Here is a 24,368-nt window from a genome sequence, read left to right on the forward strand (position 1 = left end):
GGTCAGGGGATCCGGGTGGCGGAGACGATCACGTTGTTGCGGTAGCTGCCCTTCTTGCGGTCGAAGGTGCCGCCGCAGGTGACCACCTGGAGCCGGGCGGTGTCCGCCGCCCCGTAGACCAGTTCGGACGGGAAGGACGCCTTCGGGTACGACTTCACCGAGTCCACCGCGAACCGGACGACCTTGCCGTCCTGCCGGGTGACCTCGATCCGGTCGCCCCGCTTGAGCGCCCCGAGCCGGAAGAAGACCGCCGGCCCCATCGCGGCCGAGTCGACGTGCCCGACCACGACCGCGTTGCCGAACTCGCCGGGGCTGGCCCCCAGCCGGTACCAGCCGGCGAGCTGGGCCTGCTTGAGCGGGGGCACCTGGACGGTCCCGTCGTCGTTCACGCCGACCGACATGATCTTCGCATTCACCTTGATCTTCGGAATGGTGATTCGGACCGGTTCCGAGCGGGGCAGTTCCGCCGGCCGGGACGGCTCGACGACCGGGCTGGTCGCGGACGGGCTGCCCGGCGTGGGCGACGGCGGGACCGCCTGCGGGGTCCACTGCGCCTCCGGGGTCTCCTCGGGCTGCGGCGGCGACGCCTCGCCGGCCTCGATCTCGGCGGGCTGCGGCGGTTGCGCCGGGGGCGGGTTCAGACCGGCGGTGAGCAGGGCGGTGCCGCCGAGTGCGAGCAGGACGACCAGGGCGGAGCCGGCGGCACGCCACGGTTTCCCGTGCCGGCCGCCGGCGCGCCTGGTCGACACCTCAGGCGGGTGTGCCATCGGTACGACGCCGGCGGATCATCAGGAAGCCGCCGATCGCGGCTGCTCCCAGCATGCCCGCGCCGGCTGCCGTCCGACCCGAGTCGGTGCTGGCGGCGCCGCCGTCACCACCGGGTACGGAACCCCGAGGCAGTACGGCGATCCTGCCCGTTGCCTCGCACGCGCCCCAGGCCCGGTAGTGCCCCGGCTTGGTCTTGTACGGCACCTTGGCCCAGGCCCAGTAGACGGCCTCGTCGCCGTACGCGGCCGCCTGGCCGCCCTGGCCGCCGTCGGGCTGTTCGTCGGCCCCCTCCGGCTGGCCGCCGTCCTCGGGCAGCGGTGGCTGCCCACCGTCCGGCGGCACCGGCGGCTGTCCGTCGTTCGGCGGGACCGGCGGCTGACCGTCGTCGTCGGGCTGACCGTCGTCCGCCGGTGGGCGCTGCCGCTCCGGTACTCGAACGCTGTCCTCCTCGACAGGCTTGAGCCAGAGCTTGCCGGTGACCTTCGAGGAAACCCAGGCCCGCTCCACCGGGTACTCGCACTTCAGGATGACCTTGAACTTGTGTCCCGGCTTCACTCCCTTCGGCACGGTGTGGATGTGGCCCTTGTTCTCCCGCTCGTGCGGGCCGTCGTCCGCCAGGGCGGTTCCGGGCGCGCAGATCAGCATGGACGCGGCACCGAGACCGGCGACGGCCACCACCTTCCCCAGCAACTTCCTACTCATGACTCGTAGTCACTCCTTCCCCGTTTGGTTGTGCTCGACGGCGAGTCGAGCCAGAACCGACGCTAGCTAGTTTGTGAGCGGATGTCGGGATTACGGGTGTTCCTTCCGAAACATCGCCTGTGAGTGGTAGAGAGCTCTTCACGTCGAGCCTGTCCGGATTGATCCCGACGACGGCGCGGGCACGGGTACGGGGGACAGCGGCGTACCGCTGTCCCCCGTACAGACCGGGCCTCGCGGGCGCCGACGTGGCTATCCGGCGAGCCGGGCGAAGGCGATGACGTTGTCCGGATAGGAGCCGGTCCGCTCGTCGAAGTCCCCGCCACAGGTCACCAGGCGCAGCCCCGGTGCCTCCGTCGGGCCGTAGACGAGCTCGGTGGGAAACTCGCTCTTCGGGTACGACTTCACACCCTCCACCGCGAAGGTGGCCAGGCTGCCGTCCTCGCGGATCACCTGGATGCTGTCGCCGGGCAGCAGGGCGCCGAGCCGGAAGAAGACCGCCGGCCCGATCTCCTTCGAGTCGACGTGGCCGACGATCACGGAGTTGCCCGGCTCACCCGGGCTCGGCCCCGGCCGGTACCAGCCGGCCAGCCCCGCCTTGGTCAACGGCGGCACCTGCACCATGCCCTCCGGGGTGAGCCCCACCGGCATGATGGTGGCGTCCACGCCGATCTTCGGAATCGTGATCTTGATCGGTTCCGACCTGGCCAGTACCCGGGCGGCCGGCGCCGGTGTCGCACCGGACCCGCCCTCCGGCGCCGCCGTGGGTGCCGGCGCGGCAGGCCCGAGATCTGTTCCGGTCCCGGTGTCACCGGCAGCCGGCCGATCCGGGTCGTTCGGTGCGGCACCGGCGCTCGGCTGCGGCGGTGCGACCGGGTCCGGCGCGTTCAGTGCGGCCCCGACCAGGCCGGCGCCGACCAGGGCCAACAGGGCGACGAGGACGGTGCCGGCGATCCGCCACGGTCTCCCGTGGCGGCCGCCGGCACCGCTCGCCGTCGCGTCAGACGGCTGACTCATCGGTACGGCGCTGCCGCATCAGCACCAGTCCGCCGAGCCCGGCCAACCCGAGCATCCCGACCCCGGCGACCGCGAGATCGTCGCTGCTGCCGGAGGTTGCCCCGCCGTCACCGCCGTCGACCCAGCCCTTCGGCAGGATGATCAGCTCACCCTCGCCGCAGGAGCCCTTGAGGTCGTACGACCCCGGCTCGGCGTCCCACGGGATGGTGACGCTGGTCCAGTACTCGTAGCCGGCCTTCTTCTCCGTCCAGCCGCCCTTGCTCTCCTCGGCCTTCTTGCTCTCTTCCCAGCCGTTCTTGCTTGGCTCGGCCTTCTCCCAGCCGTGCTTGGAGTCCTCGGCCTTCTTCTCCTCTTCCCAGCCGTTCTTGCTCGGCTCGGCCTTCTCCCAGCCGTGCTTGGAGTCCTCGGCCTTCTTCTCCTCTCCCCAGCCGTAGCCGCCGTCGTCGCGGGCCATCCCGCCGGTACCGCCCTGTTGTCCGGCGGGCGGCTGATACCCCTCGGGCTGCTGAGGCTGGCCGCTCGCCGAGGGCGACGGTGCCGGTACCGCGTCGGCCGACCGGCCGGGTGCCGCGGGTGCTTCCTCGGCGGTCGACGGGGCGGATTCGGCGCCGTACGCCCCGTTCTCCGCCGGGGCCGACCCGTGCTTCTCCTTGTAGCGGCGGTACTCCTGGTATTCCTGGTACTCCTTGTACTTCAGGAACTCCTGGTACTCGCGCTCCTTCTTGTAGTCCTCCCCGCTCTGGTACTCCTCGCCGCCGTTGGAGTGGCCGCCGGACTCCTCGGGCTTCTGCTCGCCCTTGTAGTCGTCCTTGTGCTCGCCCTTGTGGTCGGCCTTGTAGTCGTCCTTGTGGTCCTTCGGGGCGAGGTCCACCTTTCCGGTGACCTTCGACCACAGCCACGCGTGCTGTTGCGCCTCGGGGCAGACCTCGACGAGTTCCACCTTTTCTCCGGGCTTCGCGGCGTGCGGTTTCGCGTACGTCCGACCCGAGTCGTCCCGCTGGTGCCCCTCGGGGTGGTAGCCGCCGTCCGCGAGCGCGGCCGAGGGGGAGAAAACGAGTAGAGAAGCGCCGCCGAGCGCGGCTCCTGCGATCATCCTGCCGAGGAACTTCTTGGACATGACTTTCGTCATCCTTCCCTCTTGCCTCAGCTCGCCGGGAGACGAGCCATGACCGAGATTAGCGAATTTGTGAGCTTTCATCAGATTTTCTCACCATTTCCCCGAACGGGTGCTGAGGTGCCCGGAAGCGCCCCCTGGGGACCTCTGGCGGTTACCGGACGGCTCGGCCCTCGCTGCGTACGCTCGACGGCGGCGGGCGGATTCCGCTCCCCGGTGCCCGGCTCCGCCGGAACGGCTGTTGCGGCCGGTGGCACGGCCCTCGCCCCGGTCGGGCGAATCGTGCATTCCCGTCCGGTTCAGGCCCCGGGTCCCGCGCCATCCAGCGGTGCCGCGCCCCTATGTGGACGCGGGTTCCGGCCGGTCGCCGGGGCGCCCGTCGTCCGCCCTCGACGACCGCACGCGCGTGCCGGTATCCGTACCGGGACGAGGGCTGGATTGCGAGGTAGGATCCGGTCCGGAGCGGGTCCACTGTGCCCGGTCAGTCATGCCGCCGCAGGTCGTGGCGGTGGCCGGCGACGACCGCCACGAGCAGGGAATCGTCATCCATCAGTATCGAGGTGTTGTGATGGAAGCGCTCCCATGCAAGAATTCATCCACTGTGCTGGGGGAGCCACACCGCGCAGCGGACGCCGAGGGCAGCCGGTTCACCGGACGGCGTCGCCACGGTCGCTGACCCGAGCGGCCGGCACCACCACCAGTTCCGCCCGTCCGGGTCGGGCATACCGCAGTCCCCCATGGCGTGCACGGACGTACCACCTGGCGCGTCGACCGTGTGACCGCCGCGCCGGTTCCGCCTAACGTGACCGGCTGGCTCAAGGAGATCAGTGGCATGAATTTACCGAGTAGATTGTCCGTCCGGCAGAAAGCCGTCGCGGTGGCCGGTGCGAGCGCTTTGGTCGCCGCCGGTCTGGTCACCATCCCGGCGTCGGTGGCGCAGGCGGCACCCGGCTGCAGCGTCACCTACAGCGCCAACCAGTGGCAGGGTGGTTTCAGCGCCAACATCACGATCCGGAACGTCGGTGACGCGATCAACGGCTGGACCCTTCGGTTCAGCTTCGCGGACGCGGGCCAGCGGGTGACCCAGGGCTGGTCGGCCAACTGGACGCAGTCCGGCACCCAGGTGACCGCCACGAACGTGTCGTGGAACGGCAACCTCGCCACCGGCGCCTCCACCGGCATCGGCTTCAACGGTTCGTTCAGCGGCAGCAACCCGGCGCCGACGTCCTTCAGCATCAACGGGACGACCTGCAACGGCACCGCGCCGACGACCCCGCCGACGGGCAACCCGACCAACCCGCCGACCAGCAACCCGACCAGCAACCCGGCGGCCCGGGTGGACAACCCGTACGCGGGCGCCCGTGGTTACGTGAACCCGGAGTGGAAGGCCAAGGCGGAGAGCGTCTCCGGCGGCAACCGGATCTCCAGCAACCCGACCGGTGTCTGGCTGGACCGGATCGCCGCGATCGAGGGCACCCCGGACAGCAGCTCGAACGGCTCCATGGGCCTGCGGGACCACCTGGACGAGGCGCTTGCGCAGGGTGCCGGCTACATCCAGCTCGTCATCTACAACCTGCCGGGCCGGGACTGTGCGGCGCTCGCCTCCAACGGTGAGCTCAAGGCGGACGAGCTGCCCAAGTACAAGACGCAGTACATCGACCCGATCGCCGCGATCATGGGTGACAGCAAGTACAGCAGCCTGCGGATCATCGCGATCATCGAGATCGACTCGCTGCCGAACCTGGTCACCAACGTGGCGCCGCGGGAGACCGCGACGGCGCAGTGCGACACGATGAAGGCCAACGGCAACTACGTCAAGGGTGTCGGCTACGCCCTGGCCAAGCTCGGTGCGGTCCCGAACGTCTACAACTACATCGACGCCGGCCACCACGGCTGGATCGGGTGGGACGACAACTTCCGGGCCTCCGCGCAGATCTTCGCCGAGGCCGCCCGCGCCGAGGGCAGCACCCAGGCCAACGTGCACGGCTTCATCGCCAACACCGCCAACTACTCGGCCACCGTCGAGCCCTACCTGAACGTGACCGAGCAGAACCGGCTCTCGAAGTGGATCGACTACAACCGGTACGTGGACGAGCAGCGGTTCGCCCAGGCGCTCCGCACCGAACTGGTCTCGCAGGGCTTCTCGAGCAGCATCGGCATGCTGATCGACACCTCGCGTAACGGTTGGGGCGGCTCGGCCCGGCCCACCGGCCCGGTCACCTCGGGTACCGTCGACGAGCAGGTCGACGGCTCTCGGATCGACCGCCGGATCCACCTCGGCAACTGGTGCAACCAGAGCGGTGCCGGCCTCGGTGAGCGGCCGCGGTCCGCCCCGGCCAGCGGGATCGACGCGTACGTCTGGATCAAGCCCCCGGGCGAGTCGGACGGCTCCAGCACCCAGATCGACAACGACGAGGGTAAGGGCTTCGACCGGATGTGCGACCCGACCTACACCGGTAACCCGCGGAACAACAACAACATGAGCGGCGCGCTCTCCGGTGCCCCGATCTCGGGTGCCTGGTTCCCGGCGCAGCTCACCCAGCTGATGCAGAACGCCTACCCGGCGCTCTGAACCGGCTGGTAAGACTGGGGTAACAGCACGACCTCACCACCATGGCGGTCCCCGTCCGGCGCGGCAACGCGTCGGACGGGGACCGCCGCGGTGTGCCGCCCCGGCGGTCCCCGGTAGGCAGGTCAGGGGACCGTCTTCTCCACCGCGGCCGCCGTACCCTCCCGGTCCAGTTCCTCGCTGGCCCGACGTACGTTCTCCGGTGTCGGGTCGCGGCCCTGTGCCGCCGCCAGGTCCTCCGGTTCCCACGGCTGTTCCGCGCCGGTACGCGTGTCACCCGCGCCGCCCGCGCCCTGCCCGTACGGGTCGCCGAGCAGGTCCTCGGTGGGTGGGAAATCGCCCGGAACGTCCTCCGGGTCCACGAAGTCGGGGTTCTCGGCGCCCGGCCCGCCGTCGGCGGCGAGCTGCGGTACGGCGGCGTCGTCCTCGATCGCGGCGGCCACCTCCGGGCTCTCCTCCAGCGGTCGGTTGCGGGTCGGATCGCGCTCGGTCATGCGTGCTGCCCTCCTGTGGCGGATGCGACGTGCGACTGACCGGTCCTCCGGATCGATACCCCGGAGAACCCGCGCCATGCCTGCCGGCCGGCACCGCCGGTCCGACCGGCCGGCCGGCGGGACCGGGTCACCCGGCGGCAACGGCGAGGCGCGGGCGTTGGGGCGGGCCGGGGCGGGGGCTCACTCCCGGTCGATCGGGCGCAGCCACTGCCAGAACAGGAAGCCCAGGCCGAGCGCGAGCATGGCGAGCCCGGCCCAGAGGTTGATCCGGATGCCCTGGGCCTTCGCCACCGCCGACGCGCCGTCGAAGACGCCGACCAGGCCGACGATCACGCCGTACGCGACGAAGAGCCCGCCGATCACCCGGCGGATGTCGAAGAGCCGGGCCGCGGCCGACCGGCGCTCCTGCTCGGCCGAGTCCACCGGCGTCTCGGCCGGCGGCCGGTTCTGGTCCTCCATCGCCTCGTCCCTTCTCGCTGTCGCACCTGGCGCGTCCCGGTTGGATCCTGCGGTGCGGCGCTCACAGCACCGGCAGGTAGAGCAGTGCGGAGAGGACCACCGCGATCCCGCCGAGCAGCAGCGGTGAGCGGTACCAGCGGGCGTCGCCGGCGAGCAGCCGGCCGTCCGTGCCGGCGAGCCCGTACACCAGGCCGCGCAGCTCGTCGTCGGACTTGCCGGAGGTGAGCGGGGTGAGGACCACCGCGACGATCGCGACCAGCACGAACGCGACGCCGGCACCCCAGAAGCTCTCCTCCAGGTCGGAGTCGAACGGCAGCACTCCGGCCTGGTAGAGCAGATAGGTGGCGAGCGCGCCGAGGGTACCGGTCAGCAGTGACCAGAACCCCGCCCAGGCGGTCATCCGCTTCCAGAACATGCCGATGATGAAGGCGGCGAAGAGCGGCGCGTTGAAGACCGAGAAGAGCACCTGGATGTAGTTCATGATGTTGTTGAACCCGGCCGCGATGAACGCGGTGCCGATCCCGACCAGCACGCCGCCGATGGTGGCGATCCGGCCGATCCGCAGGTAGTAGTCGTCCGGCCGGTCCCTGCGGACGTACGTCTGCCAGATGTCGTAGGTGAAGACGGTGTTGAAGCCGCTGACGTTGGCCGCCATGCCGGCCATGAACGAGGCCAGCAGCCCGGTCACCGCCACCCCGAGTACGCCGGTCGGCAGCAGGTCGCGCATGAGCAGCGGGATCGCGTTGTTGTAGGTCAGGTCGCCGGTCTCGGCGCCGAGCCCGTTGACGGTGACCACCGCGACCAGGCCGGGGATCACCGTGACCAGCGGGATCACCATCTTCGGGTACGCCGCGATGATCGGCGTACGCCGGGCGGCGCTCATGTCCTTCGCCGAGATCGCCCGCTGCACCTCGGCGAAGTTGGTGGTCCAGTAACCGAACGAGAGGACGAAGCCGAGCCCGAAGACGATGCCGATCCAGCTCGCGCCCAGCGGGTTGTCCTGGCTGCCGGTGTCCGCCCAGGTGTGCAGCCCGGCTTCGCCGAGGTCGGAGCCGCGTACCGCGTCCCAGAGCCCGTCGACCCCGCCGACCTTGGCCAGCCCGATCACGGTGATCGGGACCAGGCCGGCGAGGATCACGAAGAACTGGAGTACCTCGTTGTAGATCGCCGAGCTGAGCCCGCCGATCGTGATGTACGCCAGCACGATCAGCGCGCCGACCACGATGGAGAGCCAGAGCGGCCAGCCGAGCAGGGCCTGCATGATCAGGGCGAGCGCGTAGAGGTTGACCCCGGCGATCAGCACCTGGGCGACGGCGAAGCTGAGCGCGTTGAGCAGGTGCGCCGGCCGGTTGAAGCGCAGCCGCAGGTACTCCGGCACGCTGCGTACCTTGGAGCCGTAGTAGAAGGGCATCATCACGATGCCGAGGAAGACCATCGCCGGTACGGCGCCGATCCAGTAGTAGTGCAGCGTCATCAGGCCGTACTGGGCGCCGTTGGCGGCCATCCCGATGATCTCCAGCGCCCCGAGGTTGGCGGAGACGAAGGCGAGTCCGGTCACCCAGGCCGGCAGCGAGCGGCCGGAGAGGAAGAAGTCCACACTGGTCTTGATCGCTCGCCGGGCCGCGAAGCCGACCCCGAGTACGGTGCCGAAATACAGCGCCAGGATCAGATAGTCCAGTGGGTTCATGTCCAGCCGCAGGCCGCCGTCCACGCCGTCACCGTCCGTACGCTCGGTCCCTTGGCCCGGCGACAGGTTCGTCGGGGCGAGGGGCCTACTACCCGAGGTGAAGAGTTTTCACTCCTGCGCCCGGTGTACCCGGTGCCGGATCGCCGACGGCTCCCCGGCGCCCGCCGGTTGGCGGGCAGCGGGGAGCCGTCGGGGCCTGAGCCGGACCGGTCGGCGCCGGCTACCGGCCGAGCAGCCGGTCCAGGAAGTCCCGGTGCCGGCGGACCACCATCCGCAACTGCTCGGTGTCGGCCGCGCCGTCGTCCTGCCAGCCGCCGAGTTCGTCACGCTGCCGGGTCAGGGCGGCGGTGACCGCCTCCACGGACTCCCGCACCAGCCGGTGCGCCTCCTCGGTGGCGCCCGGCGGGTCGTCGACGAACCGGAGCTGCACGTCCCGCCACCGGTCCCGCAGCCCCCGCACCGTCTCCTGGTCGAGGATCGCGACGATCGGCTCGGCCGGCGCGGCACCGGGCGGCAGGTTGCCGTCCGCCGTCCCGGTGGTGCTCGTCGTGGCCGTGTCGTCCGCCGTGGCGGTCCCGTCCGGCCCGCCGGCCTCCGCCTGCGTACGGGTACCGCCGGTCAGCGCATCGGGGTCGCCCGCGCTGAGTACCTCCGGGTTGACCGGATGCGCCACCCCGACCGCCGAGCCCTCCGGCGCGGGCCGGCCGAACGGGTCCACCGGCGGGTCCGGCTCGACGCCGTCGGCGGCCGGTACCCCATCGCGGGTGGCGGTGGCGGCGTCGGCCGCACCGAGGCTGCGATCCGGTACCTCCCGGGTGGCGGCGCCTCCGGCCCGTTCGTCACCGACTCCGTCGATCCGGTCGTCGACCGGCCCGTCCCCGGAACGGACGGTGTCCTCGTTGCGAGGGTCGCGGTGGCTGCCGGCCAGCGCGGAGGCCGCGACCGCGCCGCCGACGCTGGTGGCGCCGAAGCTGGTGGGCAGCGGCGCCGGCTCGTGGAACTCCGGCGCACCGGAGCGGTCCCGGGCATCGCTCCGGACATCGTCGTCGGCCCGCTCGGTGTCGTCGGCCTGCTCGGTGTCGTCGACCCGGGCCGTGGCGTCCGGGTCCGCGGCGGCGTCCTTGCCGGCGTCCGCCCCGGCGGTGGCGGGCACCTTCCGGGTGTCGTCGTCGGCGTGCTCGGCGGTACCGGTGCCGCCGGTGACGTCTGCCTGGCTGGCGTGCGCCTGGCTGGCGTCGGCGAGGTCGCCCCGGTCGCCGGTGCCAGCGCTGTCGCGGTCGGGGTCGCCGGTGCGGCCCGCCGGGGAACGCTCGGTGAGCGCGTCGTCGTCCAGGCCTGCGTCCTCGGCCTGCTCCTCCGCCGACCGGCCCTCGCCGCGCCGGTCGTCCCGCGCCCGGGCGGGCGCGGCCGGGTCGGACGAGAAGGCCGGTCCCGAACCGCTGGTCGCGAGGTCGTTGTCGTAGTAGCCGCGCTCGTCGAGTGCGTCCGGGCCCTGGTCGCCGGTGCCCTCCGGATACCGGTCCCGCTGCCGCCCCTCGACGCCGTCGGCCTCGATCTGGCCGGGGCCGGTCACGGGTACCGGCTCGGAACGGATCACGTCGGTGCCGCCGTTGTCGGTCTGCTGTTCCTGGTGACGCATGGCGAAGTGCCTCCTCACCGGCTCGGTACGTCCTGCGGGGTGTCCGGACGGGTCCCGTCCGAGGACTGCCGTACGGGGTCCTCGCCGAGCAGGTCGGCGAAGAGTTCCCGGTAGTGCACGACGGCCTGGCGGAGTTGCTCGGTGCTGGCCTCGCCGCGCTCGTTGCGCAGCTGGATCTCGTGCGCGTCCCGGTAGTGGGTCAGGGTGCGGGCGTGCTCGACGGAGAGGTGGGCGAGCTGGTCGTCGTACTCGCCGACCGGATAGCCGCGCTCGGCGATCAGCCGGGTGACCAGTTCGTCGGCCGCCCCCACCGCCTCGGCCGGGGAGTCGACGAAGCGGGCCTGGATCTCCTCCCAGTCGGCGGCGTAGCGGCGGCGGGAGTCGGCGGAGAGCGGAGTGAGCGTCAACTCCGCGTGGCGGCGTTCGCGTTCCCGGAGTTCGTGCTCGGCGGCGGACCGGCTCTGCTGCTCGGCGACCACCCGGTCGTACTCCGGGCCGAACTTGCTGCGCAGGGCACGGCGGCGGCTGGCCACCCAGATGGCCGGTACGGCCGCGGCGAGGGCGAGGACCACAAGGACGATGAGGACGACTTCTATGGGCGACATGGCTCCTCCTTCGTCTCCTGCTATTCCCGCCCGGCCCTGATCACCAATCCAGATCCGGCACACTTTCGCGCCGCCAGCGGGAACTGGCGCGCGGTGGCAGGAACCGGTCGCCGGCTGCCTGACCGGGCAGAACGGTCCGAACCGCACGCCGAGCCGGGGGGAGGAAGGGCGTCGTCGTCGTCGCGCGGCACGCCCGTTCCGGGTACTCCAGCCGAGTGGCATGCGCGACAAAACTTGACTCATTCCAGAAAAGGCGGTTGGCTGGTCTGGTGCCGTTCGGGACGGCACCGGTCGGACCGCCCGATCCGCCCGTCCCGACACCCGCTGGTCGCCGGTCGTGACCGACCTGCCGGCGGCCCCCGGCCGGGACGCATCCCGCTCCCCGGTGCCGGACACCACCTCGCCCGCGAAGGCGTGCCCGACGAGCCGGGCCGAGAGGTCGTCCGCCGCGTTGAACCGGACGGAAGATCCGTTTCCCGGGCGGACAAGCACGTACCCGGCCGTTGCCCGACTGCCAGGAAGAGCACGGAGGAGGAGAGCCATGAGTGATCCCCAGGCGAAGAAGCCGACGCTCACGACCCGGCAGGGTCATCCCGTACACAACAACCAGCAGCAGCGGACGGTGGGCTCGCGCGGCCCGGCCACGCTGGAGAACTACCACTTCCTCGAAAAGATCAGCCACTTCGACCGGGAGCGCATCCCGGAGCGCGTGGTGCACGCGCGCGGCTTCGTCGCGCACGGCGAGTTCGAGGCGTACGGGACGATCGGCGACGAACCGGCCTCGACGTACACCCGGGCCAGGCTCTTCCAGAGCCCCGGCAAGAAGACCCCGGTCTCGGTCCGCTTCTCCACCGTGATCGGCGGGCGGGACTCCTCCGAGGCGACCCGCGACCCGCGCGGCTTCGCGGTCAAGTTCCGCACCGACGACGGCAACTGGGACCTGGTCGGCAACAACCTGCCGGTCTTCTTCATCCGGGACGCGATCAAGTTCCCGGACGTGATCCACGCGCTGAAGCCGGACCCGGTCACCTTCCGGCAGGAGCCGAACCGGATCTTCGACTTCATGTCCAACACCCCGGAGTCGATGCACATGCTGAGCTGGCTGTTCAGCCCGCGCGGCATCCCGGCCAACTACCGGACCCAGGACGGGTTCGGGGTGAACACCTACCGCATGGTCAACGCGGCCGGCGAGGGCGTGCTGGTCAAGTACCACTGGAGGTCGCAGCAGGGCATCGAGTCGCTGACCGAGGAGCAGGCCGCCGCCATCCAGGCGACCGAGCTGGGGCACGCCTCGAAGGACCTCTACGAGGCGATCGAGCGCGGCGACTACCCGAGGTGGGAGCTGAACGTCCAGATCATGAGCGACGACGAGCACCCCGAACTGGACTTCGACCCACTGGACGACACCAAGACCTGGCCGGAGGACGTCTTCCCGCTGCGCCCGGTCGGGATGATGACGCTGAACCGCAACGTCGACAACTTCCACAACGAGAACGAGCAGATCGCCTTCGGCACCGGCGTACTGGTCGACGGGCTGGACTTCAGCGACGACAAGATGCTGGTCGGCCGGACGTTCTCCTACTCCGACACCCAGCGCTACCGGGTGGGCCCGAACTACCTCCAGCTGCCGGTCAACGCGCCCCGGCCGGACGTCGCGGTCAACACCAACCAGGACGGCGGGCAGATGTCCTACGGAGTGGACAACCGGGGCGGCAACCCGCACGTCAACTACGAGCCCTCCTCGGTGGCCGGGCTGGCCGAGGCCGACGAGTCGTACCGGGAGTACCGGCCGCACGTCTCCGGGCAGGTCATGCGGGCCCCGATCGAGCGGCAGAACGACTACGCGCAGGCGGGCGAGCGGTTCCGCACCATGCCCGACTGGGAGCGGGAGGACCTGGTGAAGAACCTGGTCAACCAGCTCGGCCAGTGCGACAAGCACATCCAGGAGCGGATGGTCTGGCACCTGAGCCAGTGCGACGAGGCGTACGGGCGCCGGGTCGCCGAGGGACTGGGGCTGGCGGCCGGCGCCTGACCGGGGCGTACCCGGAAAAGCACGTCCCGGCAGTCGGACGGGGCGTTCCCCGGCGCGAGCGCGCCCGGGGGACGCCCTTCCCGCTCCCCACCGCGGCCGCCGACCGCCTAGACTGCCCGGCATGAAGCACCGACATTAATTCCCCACCGGAGGCCGGCCCGGCCCGCGCTGCCGGGGCCCGCCGGGACGTTCGTGACCCGATTTCCGAGTCCGAATCGTCCTCGTGGGAAGGCCTCATGCCCGTCACCTCGTCATCCGCGCCGACCGCTCGCGCGCGGCGCTTGACCACCACCTTCTACCTCTACGCGTTCCTGGACGACTTCGTCCTGCTCTACCCGGTGTACGCGCTGCTCTTCACCGACACCGGGTTGTCGGTCGCGCAGATCTCCTCGCTCTTCGTCGTCTGGTCGCTGACCGGGATCCTCCTCGAGGTCCCCTCCGGGGTCTGGGCCGACGCCGTCTCCCGGCGGCTGCTGCTCGCCGTCGCCCCGCTGCTCGGCGCCGTCGGCTTCGGACTCTGGGTCGCGGCACCCTCCTACTGGGTCTTCGCGCTCGGCTTCGTGCTCTGGGGGGTGCGCGGCGCGCTCCAGTCCGGCGCCGCCGAGGCCCTGCTCTACGACGAACTGGACCGGCTCGGCCTGGCCGACCGGTACGGGCGGGTGATCGGACGGGCCAGCACCGTCAGCCTGCTCGGCGCACTGCTGGCCATCGCGGTCGCCACCCCGGTCTTCGCGGCCGGCGGCTACCCTGCGGTCGGGGTCGCCAGCGTGCTGGCCAGCCTGCTCTGCGCGGTCGTGGGACTGGCGCTGCCGGAACACCGGACGCCGGCACCGGGCGTCGGTGTCCCGACCGGCCCGGAGACCGCCGACCCCGGGCCCGACCGGGCGGCCGACGGTTTCGTCGCGGCGTCCGGAGAGTTGCTCCGGGTCGCCCCGGCGCCACCGGTGGCCGAGGACCGGTCGCCCGGACCCCTCGCGATCCTGCGGGTGGCGCTGGCCGAGGCCCGGAACAGCCCGGCGGTACGCCGAGCCCTGCTGCTGCTGCCGGCGATGCTCGGCATCTGGGGCGGGCTGGAGGAGTACCTGCCACTGCTGGCCGGCGAGGTCACCCCGACGGCCGGCGTGCCGCTGCTGGTGCTGCTGGTCTGGGCCGGGGTGATGCTGGGCGGCCTGCTCACCCCGCTCGGGCAGCGGTTGACGGCGCGGCGGTTCGGCGCGGCGGTCGGGGCGGCCGCGATCGCCCTGGCCGTGGGGGCGCTGGCCGGTCGGCCGGCGGGCTTCGTACTGGTGGCGGCGGCGTTCTGTGTCCTCCAGATGGCCAGCCTGGTGGCCGACGTACGCCTCCAGGAGAGCATCACCGGACCGGCCAGGGCCACCGTGACCTCGCTGGCCGGGCTCGGCACCGAACTGGTCACCATCGGGGTGTACGGCGGGTACGCCCTCGCCGCCACGGTCGCCGGGCACGGGATGGTCTTCGCGCTGCTCGCCTGCCCGTACCTGGTGCTGGCGGTGGCGCTGCGCCGGGCCGGCGCGAGTGGGGAACGGCGGCGTACCGGGGCCGGCGGGCTCGCCGCGGTGGAGTGACATATCCGGCAGGAATTGCTGGTGGGGTGGGTCGGTCCGAACGGCCCACCCCGGGTCGCCGCATTGGCCACGGCGGTTGTCGGAGTGGTCGACGCACTTGCGGCCCCGGGCCGGCGTCCCGCGCGACGGCGGCGCGCACTGCCGGGTTTCCAGTGGTCAGCCGGTGGATGGGATCGGCATGCCTGGATCTGCCCGACCGCGACACCGGACGGCTCCATCGACGGGAGCCGAGATCAATTGGCAAAGACAGTTATCAATTTATTTGCCAGATTGGATCAACCAGAGACCCGTTGTCCGGTAGTGCGCGCGGCTTTGATTACGTATCCTGCCGAAGGCACGCGCGCCCGTGACCCTCGGACTCTGGCCGGAGCCGCGGGCCGCCGGTGCGGGTGTCGACCCTGACATATCCCCTTCCGGCGAGGTCTGATGGAAACCCAGAACTGGCCGATCCGCTCGAAGATCGTCGCGCTGGTCGCCGTGCCGATCCTCGCGTTGTCGGCGCTCTGGATCTTCGCGACCACGCTCACCGTCGGACCGGCGTCGAACCTGCTGGCCACCCAGACCCTGCTGGACGAGGTCGGGCGGCCGGGAGAGACCCTCGTGGTGGAGTTGCAGCAGGAGCGCCGGCTCTCGGTGCGGCAACTGGTCGACCCGAGCACCGCCGCCGTCCTCGCCGACCAGCGGATCCGCACCGACCGGGCGATCGCCGAGTTCCGTCGCCGGACCTCCGACACCGACCTGCGGGACACCACCGGCGCGTTGCTCGACGCCCGGATCGACCAGTTGCTCACCGCGGTCGACGCGCTGCGCTCCGGACGCGTCTTCATCGACCGCCGTACCGTCGACGCCAGCGGAGCGCTCGGTCTCTACAGCGGGATCATCGACGCCGCGTTCCGGACCTTCTCCGCACTGAACACACTGCCGGACGAGACGCTGGCCCGGGAAGCCCGGAGCCTGACCGAACTCGGCCGGGCCCGGGAGGTACTCGCCCAGGCCGACGCGCTGCTCGCCGGGGTGTTCAGCGCGGGGCGCTTCGCGCCGGGCGAGCACGCCCAGTTCGTCCAGATCGTCGGCACCCAGCGCTTCCTCTACTCCGCGGCGACGGCGGAGCTGCCGGACGCCGACCGGGTCGCGTACCAGCAGCTCACCGAGGGGGACGCGTACGTCCGGCTGCGCCGGATGGAGGACGACCTGATCGGCCGGGGTGCCGGCGGCAGCCTGCCGGTGGACGCCCGGCAGTGGCAGGGCAGCTACGACTCGGTCCAGCGGCAACTGCGCGACTTCGAGCTGAGCGGTGCCGACGCGCTCGCCGACCGCAGCCGACCGGTCGCCGCCGGCATCCTGGTCCGGCTGGGGCTCGCCGGCCTGCTCGGCTTCGTCGCCGTACTCCTCTCGGCGGTGATCGCGCTGCGGATCGGCCGTTCGCTGGTCCGGCGGCTGACCAGCCTGCGGGCCGCCGCGCTGAACATGGCCGACGAACGGCTGCCCGACGTCGTCGGGCGGCTGCGCAGGGGCGAGGAGGTGGACGTCGAGACCGAGGCGCCACCGCTCGACTACGGGCAGGACGAGATCGGCCAGCTCGGTCAGGCGTTCAGCGAGGTGCAGCGCACCGCCATCGCCTCGGCGATCGACGAGGCCGCGCTGCGCCGTGGTCTGCGGGACGTCTTCCTCAACATCGCCCGGCGCAGCCAGACCCTGCTGCACCGCCAGCTCGCGCTGCTGGACCGGATGGAGCGGCGGGCGGCCCAGCCCGACGAGCTGGAGGATCTCTTCCGGCTCGACCACATGGCCACCCGGATGCGGCGGCACGCCGAGGACCTCGTCGTGCTCGCCGGGGCGGCGCCCGGCCGGGGCTGGCGCAACCCGGTCTCCATGGTGGACGTGATCCGGGGTGCGATCTCCGAGGTCGAGGACTACGCCCGGGTCGACCTGGTCACGGTGGCACCGGCGGCCACCGCCGGCCGGGCGGTCGGCGACGTCATCCACCTGCTGGCGGAGCTGATCGAGAACGCGACGTCGTTCTCGCCGCCACACACCCGGGTGCAGGTCACCGGACAGGTGGTCGCCAACGGGTACGCGATCGAGATCGAGGACCGGGGCCTCGGCATGGCCACCGAGGCGATCGAGCAGGCCAACCGCCGGCTGGCCGACCCACCGGACTTCGACCCGGCGAACAGCGCCCGGCTCGGGCTGTTCGTGGTCGCCCTGCTCGGCGCCCGGCACGGCGTACGGGTGCAGTTGCGTCCCTCCCCGTACGGCGGGGTGACGGCGGTGGCGCTCATTCCCGGCGACCTCGTGGTACCCGACACCTCCACCCCGGCGACCGACCGGGGTGACGGGTCCGGTCCGGAGCCGGACGGCACGACGCGCGGCGGCGGCCCCCGCCGGATCGGCGGCGGCGCGGACGGATCGGAGACGATCGAATTGCCGACCCGATCCAGCCCGGCCACTGCGGTGGCGGCGGAGGGCGCCGAGCCGGCTGCCGGATCCGGCCCCGCCGGGCTGGGGCCGCGACGCAAGGCGGGCGCGGCCCTGGCGGCGCTGGTCGCCGCCGGCCGGGAGACATCGCCACCCGGCCCGGCGGCCGACGGCGGGACGGAGCCGCCCGCTCCCCGAACCCCCCGGGACACCCCGACACCCGGCCCGACCGACGCCATCGGCCCGACCGACGCCGCCGGCCCGACGGACGCCACCGGCGTCCCGGGCGGCGCCGCCCCGGAGGACGGGCTGGAGAGCACCCCGTCCTCCGGCGTACGGATGCCGAGGGCCGGTGCGCTGCGGCGACGCGGCGCAGACCCGACCACCACCCCGGCACCGGCCACTGCCCCGACCGGCGCCACTGCCCCGACCGCCCAGACCACCCCCGCTCCGGCGGCCGTCGCACCGGCCGGTACGACCACGCCCGCCGGGCCGGTGCCCCGCCCGGCGATGGACGACGACACCGTGATCCTCCCGGCGGTCCCGTCCGGCGGCGGACCGGTACGCCCGGCCACCGGCCCGGTCGGCCCGGACGGCCTGCCCCGGCGGATCCGGCAGAAGAATCTCGCGCCGCAACTGCGCAACGGACCCGCGGCCAACGCCGACCGGTCCCCGGGTGCCGCTGCCGGTGGCACCGCCGACGGGGAGTCGGACGAGCCGCAGCCGCGTACCCCGGAGCAGGTGCGGGCGGTGATGGCCGCGTTGCAGTCCGGCACGGCGCGGGGGCGGCGGGACGCCGAGGAGCTGACGCCGCCCGGCGACACCTCCGATGCCACCGCCCGGGTCGCCGATCCGGGTGTCACGAATTCTGAAGGGGACGGGTGAGTGGTGCACACGACGAAGCCGGGTGCGGACCTCAGTTGGCTGCTCGACGATCTCGTGGAGCGCGTACCGTCCGCGCAGCAGGCCGTACTGCTCTCCGCGGACGGACTGCTGATGGCCGCGTCGCGGGACCTGGGCCGGGAGGCCGCCGAACACATGGCGGCGATGGCGGCCGGCTTCCAGTCCCTGGCGAAGGGGGCCAGCCGGCACTTCCAGGCGGGACCGGTCCGGCAGACCGTGATCGAGATGGAGTCCGCCTTCCTCTTCGTCACCGCCGCCGGCCAGGGCGCCTGTCTGGCCGTACTGGCCAGCGCCGCGTCGGACATCGGCGTCATCGCGTACGAGATGGCGATGCTGGTGACCCGGGTCGGGCAGAACCTGTCCGCGCCGAGCCGAACATCGCGGGCGCCGGCAGATGCGGAGTGACGCACCGGGGCCGCACCACGACTGGCTGGACGACGACGCCGGGCCGGTGGTCCGGCCGTACACGATGACCGGTGGTCGGGTCCAGCCGTCGGCCGGCCGGTTCGACCTGATGGCGTTCGTGGTGGCCGGTCCGCCGGAGGAGGACGGCGACGACGGTCCGCAGCCGCACCCGGAACAGCGGGCGATCATCGCGCGGGCGCAGCAGCCGATCACCGTCGCCGACCTCGCCGCCGACCTCAACCTGCCGGTGGGGGTGGTCCGGGTGCTCCTCGGCGACCTGCTCACCAGCGGCCGGATCTCGATGTACGACCCACCCACCTCGCGCCAGTTCCCCGACGACGACATCCTCAAGGCGGTGGTCAATGGACTCCGGGCTCTCTGACCAGGGGACGGCGAAGCGGCGCATCCCGCTCGCCCTGAAGATCCTGATTGCCGGCGGCTTCGGCGTCGGCAAGACGACCCTGGTGGGCGCGGTGAGCGAGATCCGCCCGTTGCAGACCGAGGAGGTGCTCACCGACGCCGGGGCCGGCACCGACGACCTCTACGGCGTGGAGGGCAAGCAGACCACCACCGTCGCGATGGACTTCGGCCGGATCACCATCAACCCCGATCTCCAGGTCTATCTCTTCGGCACGCCGGGACAGGACCGGTTCTGGTTCCTCTGGGACGAGTTGGCGTTCGGCGCGCTCGGCGCGGTGGTGCTCGCCGACACCCGCCGGCTCGCCGACTGCTTCCCGTCGGTCGACTACTTCGAGCGCCGGGGCATCCCGTTCGTGGTCGGGGTCAACTGCTTCGACGGGGCGAAGCGGTTCGGCCCCGAGGCGGTGCGCAGCGCACTCGACCTGGACCCGGACGTGCCGGTCGTGCTCTGCGACGCGCGGAGCCGGCAGTCCGGCAAGGTGGTGCTGGTCGCCCTGGTGGAGCACGTCGCCGCCCGCCGCGCCGAGCGGGTCTCCGCGAACTGAGCGCCGCCCGCCGTCCCGGCCGGTCGATCCCGTCGACCGGCCGGGCGTCAGCCGGTGACCACCAGCACGTCCAGCCGGCGTGGCCCGTGCACGCCCTCGACCCGGTCGAGTTCGATGTCGCTGGTCGCCGACGGCCCGGAGACCAGGGTGATCGGCCGGGTCGGGTCGGCGAGCCGGGCCAGCGCCTCCGGCACCCCGCCGACCACCTGCGCGGCGTGCACCACGCAGAGGTGGTGGTCGGGTACCAGGCTGAGCAGCCGGCGCCCCTGGTCCGGCCCGCCGTCCAGCAGCAGCGTGCCGGTCTGCGCGATCGCCACCGCGCAGCCGGTGACCACGGCCACGCCCGGTGCGTCGAGGTCGGCCACCGTCAGCGGCTCCGGGTCGCCGTCCCGCCGGATCCGGCCGAGGTACGTCGAGAGCCACTCTCCCGGCACCTGCCCGGGTACGACCACGGTCGGCACCTCGCCCAGCAGTTCGGCCAGCGCCTCGGGCACCTGCTGCGGCCCGCAGCGGCGTACCGTGGCCCGGTAGTCGACGAGGCGGTCGACCAGCAACTCGATCAGCTCCGCGTCGGCGGGTGCCGCCACCTGGTCGCCTGCGGCCGGGGCGGTGCGGTAGTCCCGGGGCACCGGCACGGTCCCGCCGGGCCGGGCGGCGCGGATCCGGGCCAGGATCTCCGCCCGGGCCGAACTCGGCACCATCGTCACCGCTCCTCCCGCGCGCTCGTGGGGTCCCGCCCGGCCCACCAGTCCCGGAACGTCTGGCTGGCCGGCAGTGGGGCGTCCCGGCTGGCGGTCCAGGCCGAGAGCGGCCAGGGCAGCCGGCGTACCTGTCCGCGTCTTCCGGCCGCCAGCCGCAGCGGGGCGGCACCGCGTCGGGCGGCCCGGAGCGCGGCAGCGTACCGGCGGCGGTCCCGCATCGTCCAGGCCAGCGCCCGCATCGCGGTACGTTCCGCCGAGGGCCGGCCCCGGCGCGCGTCCACGCCAACCTGCCGCAGGTGCACCAGCACCTCGGGGATGTCGATCCGGACCGGGCAGGCGTCGAAGCAGGCGCCGCAGAGCGTCGAGGCGTACGGCAGGGTGCGGTTCGCGCCCGCCTCCGGTCCGGTCATCTGCGGGGAGAGGATGGCGCCGATCGGGCCCGGGTAGACCGACCCGTAGGCGTGCCCGCCGACCCGCTCGTAGACCGGGCAGACGTTCAGGCAGGCGGAGCAGCGGATGCAGCGCAGCGCCTGCCGGCCCACCGGATCGGCCAGGGTCGCGGTACGCCCGTTGTCGACCAGCACGATGTGCAGGGTCTGCGGCCCGTCTCCCGGGGTGACCCCGGTCCAGAGCGAGGTGTACGGGTTCATCCGCTCGCCGGTCGAGGAGCGGGGCAGCAGTTGCAGAAAGACCTCCAGGTCGCGGAAGGTCGGCAGCAGCTTTTCCACCCCCACCACGGAGATGAGGGTCTCGGGCAGGGTCAGGCACATCCGGCCGTTCCCCTCGGACTCCACCACCGCCAGCGTCCCGCTCCCGGCGATCGCGAAGTTGGCGCCGGAGATCGCCACCCGGGCGCTGAGGAACTTGGCCCGCAGGTGCCGGCGGGCCGCCTCGGCGAGCGCGGGCGGGTCGTCGGTGAGCGCGTCGAGGTCGACCCCGGGCATCCGGCTGGCGAAGATGTCCCGGATCTGCCGGCGGTTGTAGTGGATCGCCGGTACCAGGATGTGTGACGGGGTGTCGTCGGCGAGTTGCACGATCAGCTCGGCCAGGTCGGTCTCGACCGCCGCGATCCCGGCCTCGGCGAGCGCCTCGTTGAGGCCGATCTCCTGGGTGGCCATCGACTTGACCTTGACCACCTCGGTGCTGCCGGTCCGCTGCACCAGCTCGGTGACCAGGGCGCACGCCTCGGCCGCGTCCCGGGCCCAGTGCACGGTCGCTCCGGCGGCGGTGGCGGCGGCCTCGAACTGTTCGAGCAGCTCCGGCAGGCGGGCCAGTACGTCGTCCTTGATCGCCGCGCCGGCCCGGCGCAGCGCCTCCCAGTCCGGCACCTCGCCGACCACCCGGAGCCGCTTGTCCCGGATCGTGTGGGTGGCCCGGCGAAGGTTGGCCCGGAGCTGCCCGTCCGCCAGTTCGCGCCGGGCCGCCGTCGGAAACGGCAGCGGCGCGACGATGTTCCCGGTACCAGTGCTCATGCCCGCTCCTGAGTGTTAGGAGGGGGCCCTTCTACGACAAAAAGCGATAGGAAGGGGCCCTTCCTTACCGGTCGGCTCATGTGTGCTCCAGGATTTCCGCGTAGTGGATGGCGCGCGGGCCGCCCGGCGCCGAGCCCTCCCGCCGGGAGAGGCCGCCGCCGATGTGCGCCAGGCAGGAGTTGTCCGCCGCCGCCACGTACGCCGCCCCGGTGTCGTGTACCGCCGCGCACTTGTCGGCCAGCATCGCGGCGGAGACGTCGGCGTTCTTCACCGCGAAGGTGCCGCCGAAGCCGCAGCACTCCTCGGCGCCGGGCAGCGCCACCAGTTCCAGCCCGCGCACGGCGCGCAGCAGCCGCAGCGGCCGGTCGCCCAGCCGCAGCATCCGCAGGCCGTGGCAGGTCGGGTGGTAGGTCACCCGGTGCGGGAAGACGGCACCGACGTCGGTCACCCCGAGCACGTCGACCAGCAGCTCGGAGAGTTCGTGGATCCGGGGTGCGAGGTCGGCGACCGCCGCCGCCAGGCCCGGGTCCCCTGCGGCGAGCCGGGGGTACGACTCCCGCACCATCGCCACGCACGAGCCGGACGGGGCGACCACGGTGTCGTACCGGCCGAAGGTGTCGACGAAGCCGCGCACCAGGGGCAGCGACTCGGCCCGGTAGCCGCTGTTGGCGTGCATCTGCCCGCAGCAGGTCTGCTCGACCGGGAACTCGACGGTGTGGCCGAGCCGCTCCAGTACGCGTACCACGGCCCGGCCGGTGCCCGGGTAGACCAGGTCGTTGACGCAGGTGACGAAGAGGGCTATCCGCATCGGGTTCCTTCGAAGAACGGCAGGTGCCGGTCGGCGGCGGCGAGCAGGTGGTCGCGCATGGCGGTGCCGGCGGCGTCCGGGTCGCCGGTGCCGATCGCGTCGACGATCCGCAGGTGCTCCCGGGTGCTGGTCCCGTAGTGCGCGGTGGGGAAGTGCAGCCGGAACAGGTGCAGGTGGGCGCGGAGCCGGACCACGGCCGCGTGCAGCATCCGGTTGCCGGACCGTTCGGCGAGCAGGTGGTGAAAGCGCGCGTCCTGGGCGGTGAAGGCGGCGATCGCGGCGAAGCCCTCGGTCCCGGGCGTCTGGTCGGGCAGCTCGGCCTCGCGGCGGAGTTCGGCCAGCTCGCCGACGAGCCCGGCCGGGGCGTCCCCGGACGCCGCCCGGGGTTCGGCGCTGTCGCCGGACGCCGCCCGGGGTTCGGCGCTGTCGCCGGACGCCGCCCGGGGCTCGGCGGTGCCGCCACCGCCCTCTTCGTCGGTGTCGCCGGCCGGCTGCCCGGCGAAGCGTTCGGCCAGCCGCCGGGCCGAGGCGGTCTCCAGGATCAGCCGCATCTCCACCAGCTCGTCGAACTCGGTCCGGCTGAGCAGCGGTGCGGCGGTGTAGCCGGCCAGCGGCCGCTTCCGGACCAGTCCGTCGGACTCCAGCCGGGCCAGGGCCTCGCGGACCGGGGTCGGCGAGACCTCCAGCCGGCGGGCCAGCGCGTCGATGTTGATCCGCTCGCCGGGGGCCACGGCATGGTCCATCACGAGGGCCCGCACCGACTCGTAGACGTCGTCGGCGAGGGTGGTCCGGCGAGCCGGTCGGAGCAGCCCGTTCACGATCGAAGATCCTATAGGGTTCGGTCCGCAGCCGGAAGATCCTGGACCCCGGCCGGGCGATCGCCGGGCCGGCGGCGCCGGGCTCTGGTTTGATCGTGCCGGAGCGGCCCGACCGTGAGTGGTCGGCCGGGAACGGAGCGAGGCATGTCGAGCGGTGCCGAGATCGTCTACATCGGCTGCTACACGGCGCAGAGCGGAGGACGGGGTACCGGCATCGTCGCCGCCCGCCGGGACGCCGGGACCGGCGGGCTCGACCTGCTCGGCGTGGTGGCCGCTACGCCGTCGCCGTCGTTCCTGGCCCGGCATCCCCGGCTACCCGTGCTCTACGCCGTCAACGAACTGCCGGAGGGTACGGTCAGCGCCTGGACGATCCACTCCGACGGCGCGCTGACCCCGCTCGGGAGCCGCTCCACCGGCGGCGCCGATCCGTGCCACCTCGCCGTCGATCCGGCTGGGGAGTTCCTCTTCGTGGCGAACTACGGCAGCGGCAGTGTCGCCGTACTCCCGCTCGACCCGACCGGGGCGCCCGGTGACCGGACCGACCTGGTCGCGCACGACGGCGGCGGGCCGGTACCGGAGCGCCAGGCCGGGCCGCACGCGCACATGGTCTCGCCCGACCCGGTCGGCACCGGGCTGCTCGCGGTCGACCTCGGTACCGACACGCTCTACCGGTACGACCGCGACCCGCAGGGCCGGCTGCACGAAACCGCCCGGTACCCGACCCGTCCCGGCACCGGTCCCCGGCACCTGGCCCGGCATCCGGACGGTCGGCGCTGCTACCTCGCCGGTGAGCTGGACGCCTCCGTCACCGCGTACGCCCTCGACGGCACCGACGGGCCGGTCGAGCGGGGGCGGGTCGAGGCCAGCGGGCGCCCGGGCCACGTCCAGCCCTCGGAGATCGTGGTCGGCCCGGACGGCCGGTTCCTCTACCTGGCCAACCGGGGTGTCGGCACGGTGAGCGTCTTCGGGCTCGACGACGCGCTGCCCCGCCGGCTGGCGGAGGTCCCCGGCGGCGGGGACTGGCCCCGGCACCTGGCGCTGCTCGGCGGCCACCTCTACGTCGCGCAGGAGCGGGCCGACGCGGTGCTGGTCTTCGCGGTGGACCCCGACTCCGGTATTCCGGCGGCGTCGCCCTCCCCGGTGGCGGTGCCGAGTCCGACGTGCGTGTTCGGCGCCGGGTCCTTAATTCTTGGATAAATATCCATAAGATCT

20 protein-coding genes are annotated in these 24,368 nt (G+C 72.5%); 8 read left to right on the forward strand and 12 right to left on the reverse strand.

All coding sequences use genetic code 11. From position 1 onward, the window contains the following. Positions 1–2 precede the first annotated feature (2 nt). The 3 genes from V1634_RS04720 to V1634_RS04730 form a co-directional block, all read right to left on the reverse strand. On the reverse strand, positions 3–749 hold the full coding sequence (locus V1634_RS04720; RefSeq protein ID WP_331206520.1) for a class F sortase: 747 nt from the start codon (positions 747–749) through the stop codon (positions 3–5). 970 nt (positions 750–1,719) lie between these two features. Continuing rightward, positions 1,720–2,484: a class F sortase gene (locus tag V1634_RS04725; RefSeq protein WP_331206485.1), complete on the reverse strand. Its 765-nt coding sequence runs from the start codon at positions 2,482–2,484 to the stop codon at positions 1,720–1,722. Continuing rightward, on the reverse strand, positions 2,468–3,601 hold the full coding sequence (locus V1634_RS04730; RefSeq protein ID WP_331206486.1) for a hypothetical protein: 1,134 nt from the start codon (positions 3,599–3,601) through the stop codon (positions 2,468–2,470). Before V1634_RS04730 ends, V1634_RS04725 begins: the two co-directional genes overlap by 17 nt. 829 nt (positions 3,602–4,430) lie before the next feature. Here V1634_RS04730 and V1634_RS04735 point away from each other — a divergent pair. Next, positions 4,431–6,170 (forward strand): glycoside hydrolase family 6 protein, encoded by a 1,740-nt coding sequence (locus V1634_RS04735; protein WP_331206487.1) that lies wholly within the window; start codon positions 4,431–4,433, stop codon positions 6,168–6,170. Positions 6,171–6,292: 122 nt separating this feature from the next. On the opposite strand, the gene V1634_RS04740 is transcribed toward V1634_RS04735, so the two are convergent. From V1634_RS04740 to V1634_RS04760, 5 genes are all read right to left on the reverse strand, one after another. Further along, positions 6,293–6,661, reverse strand: coding sequence for a hypothetical protein (locus V1634_RS04740; RefSeq protein WP_331206488.1), 369 nt, complete (start codon positions 6,659–6,661; stop codon positions 6,293–6,295). A gap of 180 nt (positions 6,662–6,841) precedes the next feature. Beyond that, positions 6,842–7,120: a hypothetical protein gene (locus V1634_RS04745; protein ID WP_331206489.1), complete on the reverse strand. Its 279-nt coding sequence runs from the start codon at positions 7,118–7,120 to the stop codon at positions 6,842–6,844. 61 nt (positions 7,121–7,181) lie between these two features. Continuing rightward, positions 7,182–8,807, reverse strand: coding sequence for a sodium:solute symporter family protein (locus V1634_RS04750; protein ID WP_331206521.1), 1,626 nt, complete (start codon positions 8,805–8,807; stop codon positions 7,182–7,184). A 220-nt stretch (positions 8,808–9,027) separates the two neighbouring features. Further along, entirely contained in the window at positions 9,028–10,446 is a 1,419-nt protein-coding gene (locus V1634_RS04755; protein ID WP_331206524.1) for a hypothetical protein, read from the reverse strand. Positions 10,447–10,460: 14 nt separating this feature from the next. Continuing rightward, on the reverse strand, positions 10,461–11,051 hold the full coding sequence (locus V1634_RS04760) for a hypothetical protein (RefSeq protein WP_331206490.1): 591 nt from the start codon (positions 11,049–11,051) through the stop codon (positions 10,461–10,463). A gap of 541 nt (positions 11,052–11,592) precedes the next feature. Here V1634_RS04760 and V1634_RS04765 point away from each other — a divergent pair. From V1634_RS04765 to V1634_RS04790, 6 genes are all read left to right on the forward strand, one after another. Continuing rightward, the gene (locus tag V1634_RS04765) at positions 11,593–13,083 is read left to right on the forward strand and encodes a catalase (RefSeq protein ID WP_331206491.1); all 1,491 of its coding nucleotides are present in this window, start codon (positions 11,593–11,595) and stop codon (positions 13,081–13,083) included. A gap of 236 nt (positions 13,084–13,319) precedes the next feature. Continuing rightward, positions 13,320–14,666 (forward strand): MFS transporter, encoded by a 1,347-nt coding sequence (locus V1634_RS04770; RefSeq protein WP_331206492.1) that lies wholly within the window; start codon positions 13,320–13,322, stop codon positions 14,664–14,666. A 426-nt stretch (positions 14,667–15,092) separates the two neighbouring features. After that, a complete protein-coding gene (locus tag V1634_RS04775) occupies positions 15,093–17,969 on the forward strand; it encodes a sensor histidine kinase (RefSeq protein ID WP_331206493.1) in 2,877 nt (958 codons plus the stop codon). Continuing rightward, on the forward strand, positions 17,970–18,392 hold the full coding sequence (locus V1634_RS04780) for a roadblock/LC7 domain-containing protein (RefSeq protein WP_331206494.1): 423 nt from the start codon (positions 17,970–17,972) through the stop codon (positions 18,390–18,392). Further along, the gene (locus tag V1634_RS04785; RefSeq protein WP_107268755.1) at positions 18,382–18,774 is read left to right on the forward strand and encodes a DUF742 domain-containing protein; all 393 of its coding nucleotides are present in this window, start codon (positions 18,382–18,384) and stop codon (positions 18,772–18,774) included. Before V1634_RS04780 ends, V1634_RS04785 begins: the two co-directional genes overlap by 11 nt. Further along, positions 18,755–19,357, forward strand: a complete 603-nt coding sequence (locus V1634_RS04790; protein WP_331206495.1) for a GTP-binding protein — start codon at positions 18,755–18,757, stop codon at positions 19,355–19,357. Before V1634_RS04785 ends, V1634_RS04790 begins: the two co-directional genes overlap by 20 nt. A 47-nt stretch (positions 19,358–19,404) precedes the next feature. Here the strand turns inward: V1634_RS04790 and V1634_RS04795 are convergent, their stop codons facing one another. The 4 genes from V1634_RS04795 to V1634_RS04810 all read right to left on the reverse strand — a co-directional run bounded on the left by V1634_RS04795 (position 19,405) and on the right by V1634_RS04810 (position 23,156). Continuing rightward, positions 19,405–20,058, reverse strand: coding sequence for a LutC/YkgG family protein (locus tag V1634_RS04795; protein WP_331206522.1), 654 nt, complete (start codon positions 20,056–20,058; stop codon positions 19,405–19,407). 2 nt (positions 20,059–20,060) lie between these two features. After that, the gene (locus V1634_RS04800) at positions 20,061–21,530 is read right to left on the reverse strand and encodes a lactate utilization protein B (RefSeq protein WP_331206496.1); all 1,470 of its coding nucleotides are present in this window, start codon (positions 21,528–21,530) and stop codon (positions 20,061–20,063) included. 76 nt (positions 21,531–21,606) lie between these two features. After that, positions 21,607–22,338, reverse strand: coding sequence for a (Fe-S)-binding protein (locus V1634_RS04805; protein WP_331206497.1), 732 nt, complete (start codon positions 22,336–22,338; stop codon positions 21,607–21,609). Next, the gene (locus V1634_RS04810; RefSeq protein ID WP_331206498.1) at positions 22,329–23,156 is read right to left on the reverse strand and encodes a GntR family transcriptional regulator; all 828 of its coding nucleotides are present in this window, start codon (positions 23,154–23,156) and stop codon (positions 22,329–22,331) included. The genes V1634_RS04805 and V1634_RS04810 overlap by 10 nt, the downstream gene beginning before the upstream one ends. A gap of 144 nt (positions 23,157–23,300) precedes the next feature. Between V1634_RS04810 and V1634_RS04815 the strand changes: the two genes are divergently transcribed. Continuing rightward, a complete protein-coding gene (locus V1634_RS04815; RefSeq protein WP_331206499.1) occupies positions 23,301–24,353 on the forward strand; it encodes a lactonase family protein in 1,053 nt (350 codons plus the stop codon). The last annotated feature ends 15 nt before the right edge of the window (positions 24,354–24,368 follow it).

It is taken from the genome of Plantactinospora veratri (assembly GCF_036421995.1).
Classification (GTDB): Bacteria; Actinomycetota; Actinomycetes; order Mycobacteriales; family Micromonosporaceae; genus Plantactinospora; species Plantactinospora veratri.